The following is a 14,267-nucleotide window of genomic DNA, read 5'->3' on the forward strand; positions in this document are numbered from 1 at the left end:
CGAGAATCCCGCGGCGGCGCCGGCGCGGTTACACCCTAAGCGTCAGTGCCCCTGGGCCTTGAACCGCTCGATCGAACGCTGGATCTCCGCCTCGGCCTCGTCGCGGCCGACCCAGTCCGCGGCCTTGACGAACTTGCCCGGTTCCAGGTCCTTGTAGTGAACGAAGAAGTGCTTGATCACGTCTAGCTCGAACTCCGGGACGTCCCCGATGTCCTGGACGTGGTCCCAGCGGTGGTCGCCGGCCGGCACGCACAGGACCTTGTCGTCGCCGCCCTTTTCGTCGGTCATCCGGAACATGCCCACCGGACGGGCCTCCACGATCACGCCGGGAAACACCGATTGCGGCAATAGCACCATCGCGTCCAGTGGGTCGCCGTCCTCGCCGAGCGTGTCCTCGATGAAGCCGTAGTCGGTCGGGTAGGCCATCGCGGTGTACAGGTAGCGGTCCAGACGCAGCCGCCCGGTCTCGTGGTCGACCTCGTACTTGTTCCGCTGGCCCTTTTGGATCTCGATGGTCACGTCGAATTCCACCGCGTCGGCTCCTTGTCTGTTGAGGAAGGCGCTGTTTGGGCAGGCCAATTTTGCTCTGCTACACCCTAGTCGAGGGCATCGCCGCCGATTCGGCAGAATGGGCTGGAGACAGTCAGGAGAGTGATGGCCGGTACTCGCTGGCAAAAATCCACCCCCGTGTTCATCGGGTTGGGCGTGCTGGCGTTTGTCGCCGCGGTAGTGGTGGCGGCAACGTTTTTCACCACGAGCGGCCACGGCGCCAACAGCGCGCATGCCCCGATCCCGCCCCCGCACGCCCCGACCGTGAAGCCGGGGATGGTCCCGGTGAGCGATACCGCCGAGCTACCCAGCGGACCCGGCGTCGGCGCGATGCTGGCGGCGGTGGCGGGCGACCCCAACCTGGGCCGGTTGGGCGGTCGGGTCACCGACGCCATCACCGGGAAAGAGCTGTGGCAGGTGGCGGACGACATGCCGCTGGTGCCGGCGTCGACCAACAAGGTGCTCACGGCGGCCGCGGCGTTGCTGACCCTGGACCGTCAGGCCCGGATCAGCACGCGCGTGGTGGCCGGCAGCCAGAACGCCCAGGGACCCGTCGTGCTGGTCGGGGCGGGGGATCCGGCGCTGTCGGCGGCGCCGCCCGGCGTGGACACCTGGTACCGGGGGTCGGCGCGGATCAGCGATCTCGTCGAACAGATCCGCCGCAGCGGCGTGACGCCCACCGGGGTGCAGGTGGACACCTCGGCGTTCAGCGGGCCGACGATCGCGCAGGGCTGGGACCTGGCCGACATCGACAACGGCGACATCGCGCCGATCGAATCGGTGATGATCGACGCCGGCCGCATCCAGCCCAGCACGGTCAACTCGCGGCGGTCCCACACCCCGGCGCTGGACGCCGGCCGGGAGCTGGCCAAGGCGCTGGGCCTGGACCCGAACGCGGTGACGATCGCCAACGCCCCGTCGGGGGCCCGGCAGCTGGCGGTCGTGCAGTCGGCGCCCTTGGTCCAGCGGCTGTCCGAGATGATGGACCACTCCGACAACGTGCTGGCCGAAAGCATCGCCCGCGAGGTGGCGGCCGCGATCAACCGGCCGCGCAGCTTCGCCGGCGCCGCCGACGCGGTGAGCAACCGGTTGACCACCGCCCACGTCGACACCGCGGGGGTGGCGCTGCTGGATTCCAGTGGGCTCTCGGTCGACGACCGGCTGACCGCCAAGACGCTTGACGGCGTGCTGCAGGCCGCGGCGGGGCCCGACCAGCCGTCGCTGCGGGCGCTGCTGGATCTGCTCCCGATCGCCGCCGGCAGCGGGACGCTGGCCGACCGCTTCACCGACGCCTCGACGGCCCAGGGCCCCGCCGGCTGGTTGCGGGCCAAAACCGGCTCGCTGACCGGCATCAACGCCCTGGCGGGGGTGCTCACCGACCGTAGCGGCCGGGTGCTCACCTTCGCGTTCCTGTCCAACAACGCCGGGCCGAACGGCCGGAACGTGATGGACGCGCTGGCGACCCGGCTGTGGTCCTGCGGGTGCTCATGACGTCGACGCCGGACCTGACGCTCGGTACCGCCGTCGACTGGCAGTTCGCGGCCACGGTCGGTCGGCGGCTCGCTCGGCCGGGACCGCCGTCCAGCGAGTACACCCAGCGCCAGGTGATCGACGAGCTGGCCAGTGCCTCGACCAAAGCCGAGCCGTTGGTGCGCGACGTCACCGGCCTGGTCACCGACGGCGCGGTGCCGGCCGCCCGCATCGTTGACCGCCCGGATTGGATCGGCGCGGCCACCGAGTCGATGCGGGTGATGATGAACGGCGCCGAGAAGCCGCGCGGATTTCTCACCGGTCGCGTCACCGGGGCGCAGACGGGCGCGGTCCTGGCCTACGTGTCAGCGGCGATTCTCGGCCAGTACGACCCGTTCGCCACTGCCAACGGCGCCAAGACGGGCTGCCTGCTGCTGGTGTATCCGAATGTCATCGCCGTCGAGCGGCAGCTTCGGGTCGAGCCGTCGGATTTCCGGCTGTGGGTGTGCCTGCACGAGGTCACCCATCGCGTGCAGTTCACCGCCAACCCGTGGCTGCCCGGCTACATGTCGCAGGCGCTGGGCCTGTTGACCCGCGACACCGGTGAGGACATGGGACAGGTGATCGGCCGGCTCGCCGAATACGCGCGCAACCGCGGGGGGCCGGAACCCGACGCCAACAGCTCGGGGATTCTCGGTCTGGTGCGCGCGGTGCAGTCCGAACCGCAGCGACGGGCGCTGGACCAACTGCTGGTGCTGGGCACCCTGCTGGAGGGCCACGCCGACCACGTCATGGACGCCGTCGGGCCGATAGCGGTGCCGTCGGTGGCCACCATCCGCCGCCGGTTCGACGAGCGCCGCCACCGCAAGCAGCCGCCGGTGCAGCGGTTGTTGCGCGCGCTGCTTGGGCTCGACGCCAAGCTCAGCCAATACACCCGCGGCAAGGCGTTCGTCGACCACGTGGTCGGCCAAGTGGGCATGGCGCGGTTCAACGCCATCTGGACGGGCCCCGAAACGCTGCCGCTGCCCAGCGAGATCGAAGAACCCCAGCGATGGATCGACAGGGTGCTGTAGGCCAGCTGCGTGCGGCCGTCGAGGCGTTCATCAGGACCCACCTCGCGACCGTCGAACAGTGGTGCGTGGCGCTGTCCGGCGGCCCGGATTCCCTGGCGCTCACCGCGGTGGCGGCCCAACTGCGGCCCACCACCGCCGTGGTCGTTGACCATGGCCTGCAACCCGACTCGGCTGCCGCCGCCGACACCGCCCGGGCGCAGGCCATATCATTGGGATGCGTTGCGGCTCAAGTAGTTCGGGTTCAGGTGGGCAACCGGGGCGGACCGGAGGCGGCGGCGCGCTCCGCCCGTTACGCCGCGTTGAGCGCCTATCACAGCGGCCCGGTTTTGCTGGGCCACACGCTCGATGACCAGGCCGAGACGGTGCTGCTGGGGCTGGGCCGGGGGTCCGGAGTGCGCTCGATCGCCGGGATGCGTCCCTACGATCCGCCGTGGTGCCGGCCGCTGCTGGAGGTGCGGCGCGCCGTGACGCACGCCGCCTGTCGGGAGCTGGGCCTGACGCCCTGGCAGGATCCGCACAACGCCGACCGGCGGTTCACCCGCACCCGGCTGCGCACCGAAGTGCTGCCATTGCTGGAGGACGTGCTCGGCGGCGGCGTGGCCGAGGCGCTGGCCCGTACCGCGACCGCGTTGCGTGAGGACTCCGAATTGATCGACACGCTGGCCGCCCGGGCGCTGCCCGGGGCCGCGGCGGACTCCGGCCTACGGGTGCCGGCGTTGGAGGTGCTGGACGCGCCCGTCCGGCGCAGGGTCATTCGGGCCTGGCTGCTGGCGGGCGGCGCGACGGGCCTGACCGACAAGCAGATCCGGGGGGTGGACACCCTGGTCACCGGCTGGCACGGGCAGGGCGGGGTGGCGGTGGGTTCCTCGGTGCCGGACGAACGATTGTTCGCGGGCCGCCGCGACGGTGTGCTCACGCTGTGGCGTGAGCCGGTCGGCAAGCCGGGCGGGTAGCCGCAATTTCGGGGCTGCCGTTGGTTATTCGCCCGCCGTCGTGGCACTCTGTGGGCGTGGCCCAGATCTCCTCGGCGATCACCCCAGCCCAACCCGCGGAGCTGTATCCCGGGGATATCAAGTCTGTCCTGCTGACGTCTGCGCAAATTCAGGCGCGAATCGCCGAACTCGGCCGCGAAATCGGGCAGCACTACCGCGACGTCGCGACCGAAACCGGACAGGACCTACTGCTGATCACCGTGCTCAAGGGCGCTGTGATCTTCGTCACCGATCTGGCCCGCGCGATTCCGGTGCCCACCCAGTTCGAATTCATGGCCGTCAGCTCCTACGGGTCATCGACGTCCTCATCCGGCGTGGTGCGGATCCTCAAGGACCTGGACCGCGATATTCAGGGCCGCGATGTGCTGATCGTCGAGGACGTGGTCGACTCGGGTCTGACCCTGTCCTGGCTGCTGCGAAACCTCACCACGCGGCACCCGCGTTCGCTGCGGGTGTGCACGCTGCTGCGCAAGCCCGACGCGCAGGGCGCCCACGTCGAGATCGCCTACGTGGGCTTCGACATCCCCAACGACTTCGTCGTCGGTTACGGCCTCGATTACGACGAGCGCTACCGCGACCTGTCCTACATCGGCACCCTGGACCCCAGGGTCTACCAGCAATAGTTTGGGCCCCGAGTCGTCGGGCTCAGTCCAGCTCCCATACCGCGGTCACCGAGAAGTTCACGGTCTGCTGGCCGGGTTCCAGCGGGACCATGGACGGCATGGCTCGCGGCGCCCCGACCGGCGGCGGGGTGTTGCCGGTGGCCTCCGAAATGGACAGCACCCGGCCCAGCCGGAGCCCGGACAGCTGGGCGTACTGCTCGGCGCGGCTCTTGGCGTCGTTGAACGCCCGCGATCGGGCGTCCTTCACCAGTTGTGAATCGTCGGCGATCGAGTAGCGGACGGACTTGATCCGGGTGGCGTCGCCGCCCGTGCCGACGATGAGGGCCAGCAGCCGCGACGCGGCATCGGTCGGGTGGATCTTGACCGCGACGGCGTTGGTGGCGCGGTACGCGGTGATGGCGGCCGTGCCGCTGGGCGCGGGGTTGTTGTATTCCGGCGACAGCGTGACCTCGGTGGTGCTGATGTCCTTACGGTCGATGCCGGCGCCGGTCAGCGCGTTGATGACCGCCTGTTGCCGGTCGTTGGTCTGGTTCATCGCCGAGGTCACGTCGGGTGCGGTGAATTCGATGCCGACGTCGGCGGTCAGGGTGTCCGGGACGCCTTGAACCTGGCCGGTTCCCACAACCGTGACCTGGCGGGGGTTGGCTCCGGGCTGCGTCGGACTGTGCTTGTCGCACGCGGGTAGGGCGGCGATTGTCAGGCCGGCCGCGGCTGCAGCGATGAATCGGTGGGCCAACCGTCCCTTGGCGAGTTTCGGCATGATTGACCCTAGCGCCTGCGTGGTTGCGAAACGATGCATCTTCGCCACGGGTGCATCGCCGGGCTGGGTTGCCGGCCCCGCCGATTGGCGCTCCTCACGACCGTGCTTGCGTGAGTGGATGATTGGCGCGCTCCTTGGCCGCATCCGCGACCGGCCCGCACTACAGAAGCGGCAGCAGCCTTCCACCTTGACGATCATCGTGTCGTTCGGACAGCTCGGATCTCATCCTGGCGAATCCGCCACCCGCAGTCCGCTCTTCCTCGATCCACCGTTGGACGTCGTCGGGTAGCCGCTCCTTGCGGTCTGGTGAGTCCCACAGTTCGACGGTTTGAACCGCCCAATAAAGCGCGAACTCGATGATCACCAGCCCTTCCATCAAAAGGACCCAGAGCTCCCACCCGGGATGCCTCAGATGCAGTGCGACAACTGCAATTAACGTGCCCACCATCGCCCAGGCAATCACCCGGTACCACCACTTATAGCGGTCCCGATGCGGTGACTTCACAATATCCTCTCGCCCGACGACGTATGCGGCGCAGAACACGGTGATGATGAAGGACGCGAGCAACAGGAAACCGGCAATGCCGTGGACATGCGCATTGAACCAGCCCGGGAAAAAGACAAGGGCGATAAAGCCGAGCGCCATTATCGGCCAGAAAATCCACAGCCCCAGCGTTCCCAGCAGGCTTCTCTTATGCCGAGTGTGGTTGCGCCAGTGCAGCACGGTCATCGCCAACCAGCCCACGATCAGCGCGACCACGACCGCCCAGACATTGGGCTCAATCGCGGGCTCGAATTGGGGCGGCAGATCATTTCGCCCACACAAGTTCGTGGGTCGACCCTGCGGCACCATCGCGATCATCAACGCGGAGACGCCGGCCAGAGTCAAGGACACATCCTCGGTGTCGCTGCTGCCCTTGTACATGATGAGTAGCGTGCCCAGCGCCAGTAGCGCGGCGATCATGATGCTGTGCGCGGAGGTGTAATAGTAAGCGCTGATGGCGAATTGCCAGCAGGTTGCCGATAACTGTTCGATCAAGATGGCTACCCCGAGCATCAGCGTAATGATCACCATGCCGACCCGTAGGTCACGGTATATGGCAAGTGTGATGGGAGTTCGTTTCCGGTCGTTCATGCCGCCTACCACTGCCGGATCACGAGCGCTTTTCTTCTGTTCGCTTCGGGCGTGCCCGGTTTCTGTGCGCGGAGAATATCGGGCGATCTGGCTGATTGCAGAGGTTTTGGGGAGAATGGGGTAACCCGGTGGTTTTAGAAGGGTGGGTCGTCCGGCAAGGGCTGCAGCACCGCCTCGTCGGGCATCCAATCGGGCGGCAATTCTTCCGGTTCCCTGGGATCGTTCACCCAGGTGCAATACGGGCTGGTGCTCGGGGTGCCTTTGAAAAGGAACAGCATGTCGCGCATGTGATTTCGGAATTTGCGCGCTTCGATCTCCTCTTTTCGCGCCTGTTCGAGCCGCAGGTGGGCCTCGTTGATCGGCCTTTGCTCGCGATTGTGTTTGCGGGCTCGCGCAATTCGTGCGCTGCGCTGCTGTGATCTGATTCGCCGGTTCGGGGCGGGCGCCACGCAAGCCGGTCGGCGCGGTTGTGCGAAGAGGTCGGCACCGGCGGGCGAGGTGCGATAGGTCCGTCCACTCGGCGACGTCCATACCACGGTGCCGTCGGCAAGTTGCTTGTCGCGCCAGCCACCGAACGTTTTGAGCCGATGATGTTGGCGGCAGAGGCATTTGAGGTTCTCTGCCGTGGTCGGACCGCCCGCCGAGGGATTCTGGTGGTTGAACGGAACGGTGTGGTCGAGGTCGCAGACCACCGCGGGCCGGCTGCATCCCGGGAAGCGGCAGGTCAGATCCCGGCATCGGACGGCCCGCTCCAGTGCCGCGGAAGGTTGATAACGCAGTGCCTCGACCGGGCTCGTCACCGGATCGGCGATGAGCACCGATGCCGCGGCGGCCAATTGGCGTACCTGCTCGGCATCGATGACCCCATAGCCCTCCAGATAGCCGGGCTCGGTCCCATTGGCGTGCACGGTTTGCTCGCTGGCCACCACATTGATGACGACGCGCGCCCCGGCCTGTTCACCAGCGGGGTCGTGGTCGCCCGCGCGGGCGGGGCACTCTCGTTGTTCACAGGCGCAGGCCAATCCACGGCCTTCAGCCAGCGCGGCGAGCGCGTCGGCTCGTCGCTGGTCCATGGTTCGCGTGTCCGCCGGGCACACCTGTTTGGCGAGCTGGGACAGTCGTCGGTCGAAGGCGGCGGCGGCTGAGGCCGCGACTGAGCCGTGAATCTCCGCCATCCCATTGTCGGAGGCGCTGATTCCGATGTGGCGGTCGTCCTCGGCGGCGAGGCGGCGCTCGCGGGCGGCGTCGGGGTCGGCGGTCCGCACGGCGGCGTCGACGGCGTTGACTATCCGTTGCCTAGACCAGCCGTGCCAGTTGCCGATGCGGTCGGCCAGCGAACGGTCAATCTTGGCGATCAGTTTGTGGTCGGTGACCAGATCGGTACGGCTGATGATCAACCGCACTGTGCGCCAATCAGTTCGGCCCTCGGCCAGCAGGGTCCCGATCTTGGGCAACCTGATGTCGAGCGCCTCCGCATACGACACCAGGTAACTGGCGCCCATGGGGGAGAGGTTCATCGCGGCGGCGACCTCGGCGGCGGTCTGCTCGAAGCCGGCGATCTCCGCGTACTCCCGGTCGGCCTGTTGAGCGGTCGCCACGCGATGCCCAAGCAACGCCGCCACCGCCGAAAGGCGACGGGCCACCAGCATCGATTCCTCCCGATGCGTGGACGCGATCACCGCCACCAGCGCGGCGGGATCCGACAAGCTCTCGAACATACGTTCGATATTAGCGCGGAGTACCGACAATCCGGGTGTGCCGAGACGGAACACGGGTTCATGCCGAACTCTGATGTGCCGACGGTAGAGCATCTGTATTCGTTATGAGCCGTTACGCCGGCGCACCGGCACGGGCCGGGTGTATGTGCTGGCTCTCTGCGCATCCCACCGCGCCCCCCCGAGGCCCGATGCGGCGCGTGCGTTGCGGGATGGTGAGAAGACGTTCGCCTGCCATTGAGGAACAGTCGAAATACCCTGTGCATCAACAGGTGTCGTAGTCACGGGCGGTGAGCTCGCGACCACACTCCAGGCTGGTTTCATCAATGGTGACTCAAATCGATTGGTGGCTCAGTCATATCGAACTCGAACCAGGCTTGCAGTGGCACTCATATAGTCCCCGGAAGCGCTCAGCAATCTGCCACGAATCACATGAACGCCGACCGAATCGAGGATTAACAGACCCCTCGTGACATGGCAATACCCGAAGGGCGGTGGCTTAACGTGTCCGGTGATTCGCAGCGGTGGCGGAGTCGATTCACTGAAAGTTGTTGACGCAAAGAGCAATCAGGAAGGAATGCGAATGTCGATCGTGATCGCGGAACCGGAGAAGTTGAGTGCGGCGGCCAGCCAACTGCACTCGATCAACGCGGCGCTATTGGCCGGAAACACGGCCGCGGCCGGCCCGACAACATCGGTGGCTCCGGCCGCCGCGGACGTGGTGTCGGCCCTGACGGCCGCCCAGTTCGCCGCGCATGCCCAGCTCTATCAGGCAATCAGCGCACAGGCAGCATGGGTCCAGCAGCAGTTGGCGACGACCCTCGGGATTGCCGCGGGTTCGTACGCGGCTACCGAGGCCGCCAACACCGAGATCGTCGGTTAGGCGACGGGGAGTCATGCTGGATTTCGCGCAACTGCCGCCCGAGGTCAACTCGGCATTGATCTATGCCGGGCCCGGCGCAGAGCCGATGATGGCCGCGGCCGCGGCCTGGGATGCGTTGGCCGCCGAGTTGCTCATGACGGCATCGTCCTATCTGTCCGTGGTCAGCCAGCTGACCGACGGGCCCTGGCTGGGTCCGGCGGCGGCTTCGATGGCCGCTGCCACGGCTGCTCAGATCGCATGGCTCAACGGCATTGCCGAACGAGCCGAACAGGCCGCCGGTCAGGCTGCGGCGGCAGCGAGTGCTTACGAAACCGCACTCGCCGTGGCGGTCGCGCCGGCGGAGGTCGTGGCCAACCGGGAGTTGCTGGCGGTTCTGCTGGCGACGAACGTTCTCGGCCAGAACACACCGGCAATCGCGGCGACCGAGGCGCAGTACGTCGAAATGTGGGCCCAGGACGCGGCCGCGATGTACGGCTATGCCGGAGCCTCGGCGGCGGCCTCGACGCTGCCGCCGTTCGACCCGCCCGTGCCCGCCACCAATCCGGGCGGGCTTGCCGCCCAGGGTGCCGCGGTCGCGCAAGCGGTTGGGGCCACGGCCACGGACACTGGGGTGCTTGCGACGCTGACGCAGGCACTTCCCGGTGCGCTGTCAGAGCTTTCCGGACCCCAGGCGATGACGCAGGCAGTGACGAATCCGTTCGCCGGGGGAACCGTGGAGCTACCTGGATGGGCGGGCGCGTTGCTCGAGACGCTCACCGGATCGTCGACCTTGCATCCCGGCACGCCCATCGACTTGTTCAAAGAGTGGGTGTCCCCGACCAGGCTCTTCGTCACGATCTTCAAAGACATTGAAGGCCTGGGTCAATCGCTGGTGCCGAAGGCCGCGGCGGGCGCTGCGAAGGCGGTGGAAAGTGTCGGAAGGGCCGCCGAGACGGTTCTGCCGGCCACGCTGTCGAGCGCCGGGATGGGAAGCGCGCTGGGCAGGTCGGTGTCGATCGGGGCGCTGTCGGTACCGCAGGCGTGGGCCGCTGCCGCGCCAACCGCGACGCCCACGATCGCCACGCTCGGAGGCGTCGAGAGCGTGGCCGCCGCAGTGCCCGGCACCAACGCGGTAGGCGGGTTGCCGATGTTGGGTAGCGGCGCCGGCCGGGGCCTGGCAACTCACTTCGCCGCCCCCCGGTACGGGTTCAAGCCCACGATGGTGGCGCATCCGCCGGCCGGGGGGTAATGAGGCAACCCGGCGACCGACGACCGTCAGGGCGTGACGAGGATCTTGCAGTGCCGCTCGGGGTCGGCGAGGTCGTCGAACGCCGCGCCGACCCCATCGAGGCCGACCTCGCCGGTGATCAGCGGGTTGACGTCGATCTCGCCCTCGGCCAGGGCGCGCAGCGAATCGCCGAACTCGTCGGGGGTGTAGGCCAGTACGAATTGCACGTTGATCTCTTTGGCGATCGCGAAGAACGGATGGACGGTGTCGGGTTGCATGCACACGCCGGCGACCACCAGGCGGGTGCCGGGCCGCGCCCGAAGGAGCACGTCGTCGATGATGCCGGGCACGCCGACCGCCTCGAACACCACCGCGGGCTTGACGGTGTCGAAGGGTGAACCCTGGGCCGGGTCCAGCGTCTGGTGGGCCCCCATCGCGGTGGCCAGTTCCCGTCGTTTAGGCGAAAAATCAGATGCCACAATGGTTTCGACCCCACGTGCCCGAAGCGATGCGATGATGGCGATCCCGATCGGGCCGCAGCCGAGCACCAGGGCCGCCTCGCCGGGCGCGATGTTGGACTTGTTGACCGCGTGCAGGCCCACCGCCATGGGTTCGGTGAGGGAGGCATGTTTGAAGTCCAGGCCGTTGGGGACGGGCAGCAGCAGCGGCGCCGAGAGAAGCATCCGTTCGGCGTAGCCGCCGATTGTGCTGTTGCTGTAGACGATCGGTTCAACGCCCTTGGCGGACAACAGCACCGGCAACGATGTCACCAGGGTGCCCGGTGGATGGGTCTCGGTGTCGGGGCCGGCTTCGAGTATCTCGGCGCTGAACTCGTGACCCATGAAGATGTCGTGGTCCAGGTCGACGTGCATCGCGCCCGTGCCGCCGGCGACCCGATCGCTCATTTCCAGCACCTGTGCGCCGTGGGCGGCGAAATGCAGGTCGGAGCCGCAGATTCCGCATGCCCGCACGCCCACCAGCACCTGGCCGGCTTCGGGTATCGGGTCGGGCACGTCGTCCCGGTAAACCATGCGGCCATCCCGCAGCACTGCCGCGCGCATCAGTGCACCGCGTCTTTCTGCTCGTCGACGTGCTCGGTGATGGCCTTGACCACCGCCTCGCCCGCCCGGCCGATCAACTGGTCGCGCATGCCTTTCGCCCAATCATGCGACGAGCGGGACGCTTCGAGCTGTCGTTTGAAGTGTGGAATCACCTTGCGCGCCATCAGGTCATAGCTGTGGTACGTCGCTTGCGGCGAGGCCCAGTCGTGACCCAGCATCAGCAGGGTGCCGAAGCCGCCGGAGCGGTCGAGCAGGTCTTCGATGTGGGCGATGGCATCCTCGGGCGTGCCGATGCAGCAATTTCCCTTGGCCGCATAGTCGGCGACGAATTCGTGTGGCGTCTGGGTGCCTTCCACGCTGTTGGCCAGCGGCACGAATCCCGCGGCGCCGAAGTAGTTCGCGAAATCCTGTAGCCCGTAAGTGCAGTCGTCGATGGCCTGCTCACGGCTGTCCGCGATGTGCATGATGCTCAAGACGCGCCAGTCGGCCCGGTCCGGCTCGTCGCGGCCGGCCTTCGCGGCCTGTTCGCGGACCACGTCCCAGGTGGTTTCCAGCGCCGCGTAGCCGCCGGGCACCGACATCGACAGCGACAGCAGCGAGGTGCCGAGTGCGCCGGCCAATCGGGGCCCCGATGGTGAAATCATTGCTGCCGTGGAGATTTCGGGGTAGGGCCAGGTGTATGGCCGGATGTGCAATTGCGCGTCGCGCAGGGTGAACCAGTCGGAGTGACGGTCTATGCGTTCGGTGGGTGCGGCGCGGAACAGCGCCAGGATCGCCTCGAGGGACTCCTGCATCATCCGGCGCTGCTCGATCGGGTCGATGCCCATCATGTAGGCGTCCGAGGGCAGCGCGCCGGGACCGGTGCCGAACATCACCCGGCCGCGGGTCAAGTGGTCCAGCAGCACCCAGCGGTCGGCCAGCATGAGTGGATGGTGGTAGGGGAGCGACACCACCCCGGTGCCCAGCCGGATGTGTTTGGTCCGCTCGGCGGCTGCCGCGATGAACACCTCCGGGCAGGCGATCAGCTCGTAGCCACCGGAGTGGTGCTCGCCGAACCAGGCCTCGTCGAATCCGAGCCGATCCAGTGCGACGACGCGTTCCATGTCGTATTCCAGTGCCACCGTTGGGGATTGGCCGACCGGGTGAAACGGGGTGATAAAAACACCGAAACGCAGCGGCGCGCTCATTGCAGCTCCAATCCGTTGAGAAATTCCAGTAAGGCCGCATTCACCTCGTCGGGGCGCTCCTGCTGCAGCCAATGCGCGGCACCGTCGATCATCACCTGTCGGTACCGGCCGGAGATCGCGTCGGAGGCGCGGTCGGCGCGGGTGAAAGACAGGACGGGATCGGCCGTCCCGCCGATGAACAGACACGGCACCGAGATCTTCGCGCCGTCGAGCTCGGGGGTGGTCTCCCAGTTGCGGTCGAAGTTGCGATACCAGTTCAGGCCGCCGGTGAAACCGGTGCGGGTGAACTCGGCGATGTAGTGGTCGAGCTCGTCCTGGCTTATCCACTCCGGCAGCCCGTCGGGTTCGGGCAGGCGCTCGATGAAGCCTTCCGGACCGGGGGTGGCCATCCGCACCAGCGCATCCTTGCCGGATCGCAAACTTCCCATCATGCGTCGCATCACCCGGGCGGGATCGGCGTTCAATTCGGCGTCGGCGACGCCGGGCTCCTGGAAGTACAGGATGTAGAAGAAGTTGTCGCCGAAGGTCTTGCGCCACGCCGTCGTTGGTGCCACGTGTGGGCGGGGCGTCACCGGGACGCTCATGGCGGCGACGGCCGCGACGCGGTCCGGGTGCAGCAGCGGGGCGTTCCACACCACGGCGGCGCCCCAGTCGTGCCCGACCCACACGGCGCGCTGCGCGCCGACGTCGTCGAGCAGACCGACCAGATCGGCGGTCAACTGATGAATGTCGTAGGCGTCGACGGCCTCCGGACGATCCGAACCGCCGTAGCCGCGCTGATCGGGTGCCAGAACGTGGTAGCCGGCTTCGGCGAGGACGGGTATCTGGTGGCGCCAGGAGTAGGCCAGTTCGGGAAAGCCGTGCGCCAGGAGCACCACGGGTGCGCCGCGGTCGCCCGCTTCGGTCACCCGTAGCCGCACACCATTGGTATCTACTAACCGTTCGGTTGGGGGCACCGTCTCACCAAAGCACAACGGTTGCGGGCTGAGAAGGCCCCGAACCGGTGTGGCTTACCCGAATGGCGTTCGGTTGCCCACTGAAACGCCGGAAGGCGGGAATACTCGAATTGATGCGACTGGACCATGTGGTGCTCTGGACGAACGATCCGCGGGTGGCGATGGACTTCTACACGCGCGTCGTCGGGCTGGAACCGGTCCGCTTCGCCGAATTCGACGCCGGCGACGCACCGTTTCCGAGCGTGCGGATCTGCGCGGACTCCATCATCGACTTGATGCCCGCCGAAGGCATCCCGGCGACCGAGACTTTGACCCGGGCCGAGGGCAGTGCCGGCCATCCGGTGAATCACGTCTGCCTGGCAATGTCGAAGGCCGAATTCGACGCGCTGGACCGGCGGCTGCAGGCCGAAGGGGTGGATACCGGGGCGCGGTTGAACCGGAGCTTCGGCGCGCGCGGGTGGGCGCCGCAGGGGTGCTACTTCGCCGATCCGGACGGCAACGTGGTCGAGGCCCGGTACTACGAGTAGTCGGGAACTGCCCGTCGTTAACTGAGAGGGCCCGGCTCCACCGGAGCTGGCGATCGCCACTAGCGGTAGCCTGGACTTTTCCAGCTGCGTGTATATCGGGGAAGGACCTGGCCGGCAAGGCCGATGATT

General features: G+C 67.4%; 14 protein-coding genes. 7 read left to right on the top strand and 7 right to left on the bottom strand.

Annotated features, from left to right (window positions below):
• Positions 1 to 42: 42 nt before the first annotated feature.
• The gene (locus G6N50_RS23310) at positions 43 to 531 is read right to left on the bottom strand and encodes an inorganic diphosphatase (protein WP_083098983.1); all 489 of its coding nucleotides are present in this window, start codon (positions 529 to 531) and stop codon (positions 43 to 45) included.
• Between the two features lie 123 nt (positions 532 to 654).
• Here G6N50_RS23310 and dacB point away from each other — a divergent pair, with 123 nt between their 5' ends.
• The 4 genes from dacB to hpt are packed head-to-tail and all read left to right on the top strand — an operon-like array spanning position 655 to position 4,707.
• A complete protein-coding gene (dacB, locus tag G6N50_RS23315; protein WP_142275761.1) occupies positions 655 to 2,040 on the top strand; it encodes a D-alanyl-D-alanine carboxypeptidase/D-alanyl-D-alanine endopeptidase in 1,386 nt (461 codons plus the stop codon).
• Entirely contained in the window at positions 2,037 to 3,092 is a 1,056-nt protein-coding gene (locus tag G6N50_RS23320; protein ID WP_083099022.1) for a zinc-dependent metalloprotease, read from the top strand. Before dacB ends, G6N50_RS23320 begins: the two co-directional genes overlap by 4 nt.
• Complete coding sequence (gene tilS / locus G6N50_RS23325) at positions 3,071 to 4,045, top strand: tRNA lysidine(34) synthetase TilS (protein ID WP_083098984.1); 975 nt, start codon at positions 3,071 to 3,073, stop codon at positions 4,043 to 4,045. Before G6N50_RS23320 ends, tilS begins: the two co-directional genes overlap by 22 nt.
• Before the next feature lie 50 nt (positions 4,046 to 4,095).
• The gene (hpt, locus tag G6N50_RS23330; RefSeq protein WP_083098986.1) at positions 4,096 to 4,707 is read left to right on the top strand and encodes a hypoxanthine phosphoribosyltransferase; all 612 of its coding nucleotides are present in this window, start codon (positions 4,096 to 4,098) and stop codon (positions 4,705 to 4,707) included.
• A gap of 22 nt (positions 4,708 to 4,729) precedes the next feature.
• Here hpt and G6N50_RS23335 read toward each other — a convergent pair whose 3' ends face one another.
• The 3 genes from G6N50_RS23335 to G6N50_RS23345 form a co-directional block, all read right to left on the bottom strand.
• Entirely contained in the window at positions 4,730 to 5,467 is a 738-nt protein-coding gene (locus G6N50_RS23335) for an SIMPL domain-containing protein (protein WP_083098987.1), read from the bottom strand.
• A gap of 160 nt (positions 5,468 to 5,627) precedes the next feature.
• Entirely contained in the window at positions 5,628 to 6,542 is a 915-nt protein-coding gene (locus tag G6N50_RS23340; RefSeq protein ID WP_083098989.1) for a hypothetical protein, read from the bottom strand.
• A 194-nt stretch (positions 6,543 to 6,736) separates the two neighbouring features.
• Entirely contained in the window at positions 6,737 to 8,320 is a 1,584-nt protein-coding gene (locus G6N50_RS23345) for an HNH endonuclease signature motif containing protein (protein ID WP_083098990.1), read from the bottom strand.
• A gap of 580 nt (positions 8,321 to 8,900) precedes the next feature.
• Here G6N50_RS23345 and G6N50_RS23350 point away from each other — a divergent pair.
• Both G6N50_RS23350 and G6N50_RS23355 read left to right on the top strand, forming a co-directional pair.
• Positions 8,901 to 9,200 carry a PE family protein gene (locus tag G6N50_RS23350; RefSeq protein WP_083098992.1) on the top strand — a complete coding sequence of 100 codons (300 nt, stop codon included), beginning with the start codon at positions 8,901 to 8,903 and terminating at the stop codon, positions 9,198 to 9,200.
• A gap of 13 nt (positions 9,201 to 9,213) precedes the next feature.
• Complete coding sequence (locus G6N50_RS23355) at positions 9,214 to 10,428, top strand: PPE family protein (RefSeq protein WP_083098993.1); 1,215 nt, start codon at positions 9,214 to 9,216, stop codon at positions 10,426 to 10,428.
• 26 nt (positions 10,429 to 10,454) lie between these two features.
• Here the strand turns inward: G6N50_RS23355 and G6N50_RS23360 are convergent, their stop codons facing one another.
• The 3 genes from G6N50_RS23360 to G6N50_RS23370 are packed head-to-tail and all read right to left on the bottom strand — an operon-like array spanning position 10,455 to position 13,611.
• Positions 10,455 to 11,468 (bottom strand): zinc-binding dehydrogenase, encoded by a 1,014-nt coding sequence (locus G6N50_RS23360; RefSeq protein WP_083098994.1) that lies wholly within the window; start codon positions 11,466 to 11,468, stop codon positions 10,455 to 10,457.
• A complete protein-coding gene (locus G6N50_RS23365; RefSeq protein WP_083098996.1) occupies positions 11,468 to 12,655 on the bottom strand; it encodes an LLM class flavin-dependent oxidoreductase in 1,188 nt (395 codons plus the stop codon). Before G6N50_RS23365 ends, G6N50_RS23360 begins: the two co-directional genes overlap by 1 nt.
• Positions 12,652 to 13,611, bottom strand: coding sequence for an alpha/beta fold hydrolase (locus G6N50_RS23370; RefSeq protein ID WP_179970055.1), 960 nt, complete (start codon positions 13,609 to 13,611; stop codon positions 12,652 to 12,654). Before G6N50_RS23370 ends, G6N50_RS23365 begins: the two co-directional genes overlap by 4 nt.
• A 113-nt stretch (positions 13,612 to 13,724) precedes the next feature.
• On the opposite strand from G6N50_RS23370, the gene G6N50_RS23375 reads away from it, so the two are divergent.
• Complete coding sequence (locus G6N50_RS23375; protein WP_083099026.1) at positions 13,725 to 14,138, top strand: VOC family protein; 414 nt, start codon at positions 13,725 to 13,727, stop codon at positions 14,136 to 14,138.
• Positions 14,139 to 14,267 lie beyond the last annotated feature (129 nt).

This window comes from Mycobacterium mantenii, assembly GCF_010731775.1.
Lineage (GTDB): Bacteria > Actinomycetota > Actinomycetes > Mycobacteriales > Mycobacteriaceae > Mycobacterium > Mycobacterium mantenii.

Bases quoted from the DNA above. Each gene is read 5' to 3' on its own strand.
- tilS (WP_083098984.1), top strand. From the start codon at position 3,071: ATGGATCGACAGGGTGCTGTAGGCCAGCTGCGTGCGGCCGTCGAGGCG.
- G6N50_RS23340 (WP_083098989.1), bottom strand. From the start codon at position 6,542: ATGGTGATCATTACGCTGATGCTCGGGGTAGCCATCTTGATCGAACAG.
- G6N50_RS23350 (WP_083098992.1), top strand. From the start codon at position 8,901: ATGTCGATCGTGATCGCGGAACCGGAGAAGTTGAGTGCGGCGGCCAGC.
- G6N50_RS23355 (WP_083098993.1), top strand. From the start codon at position 9,214: ATGCTGGATTTCGCGCAACTGCCGCCCGAGGTCAACTCGGCATTGATC.
- G6N50_RS23320 (WP_083099022.1), top strand. From the start codon at position 2,037: ATGACGTCGACGCCGGACCTGACGCTCGGTACCGCCGTCGACTGGCAG.
- G6N50_RS23365 (WP_083098996.1), bottom strand. From the start codon at position 12,655: ATGAGCGCGCCGCTGCGTTTCGGTGTTTTTATCACCCCGTTTCACCCG.
- dacB (WP_142275761.1), top strand. From the start codon at position 655: ATGGCCGGTACTCGCTGGCAAAAATCCACCCCCGTGTTCATCGGGTTG.
- G6N50_RS23375 (WP_083099026.1), top strand. From the start codon at position 13,725: ATGCGACTGGACCATGTGGTGCTCTGGACGAACGATCCGCGGGTGGCG.
- G6N50_RS23335 (WP_083098987.1), bottom strand. From the start codon at position 5,467: ATGCCGAAACTCGCCAAGGGACGGTTGGCCCACCGATTCATCGCTGCA.
- G6N50_RS23345 (WP_083098990.1), bottom strand. From the start codon at position 8,320: ATGTTCGAGAGCTTGTCGGATCCCGCCGCGCTGGTGGCGGTGATCGCG.
- G6N50_RS23360 (WP_083098994.1), bottom strand. From the start codon at position 11,468: ATGCGCGCGGCAGTGCTGCGGGATGGCCGCATGGTTTACCGGGACGAC.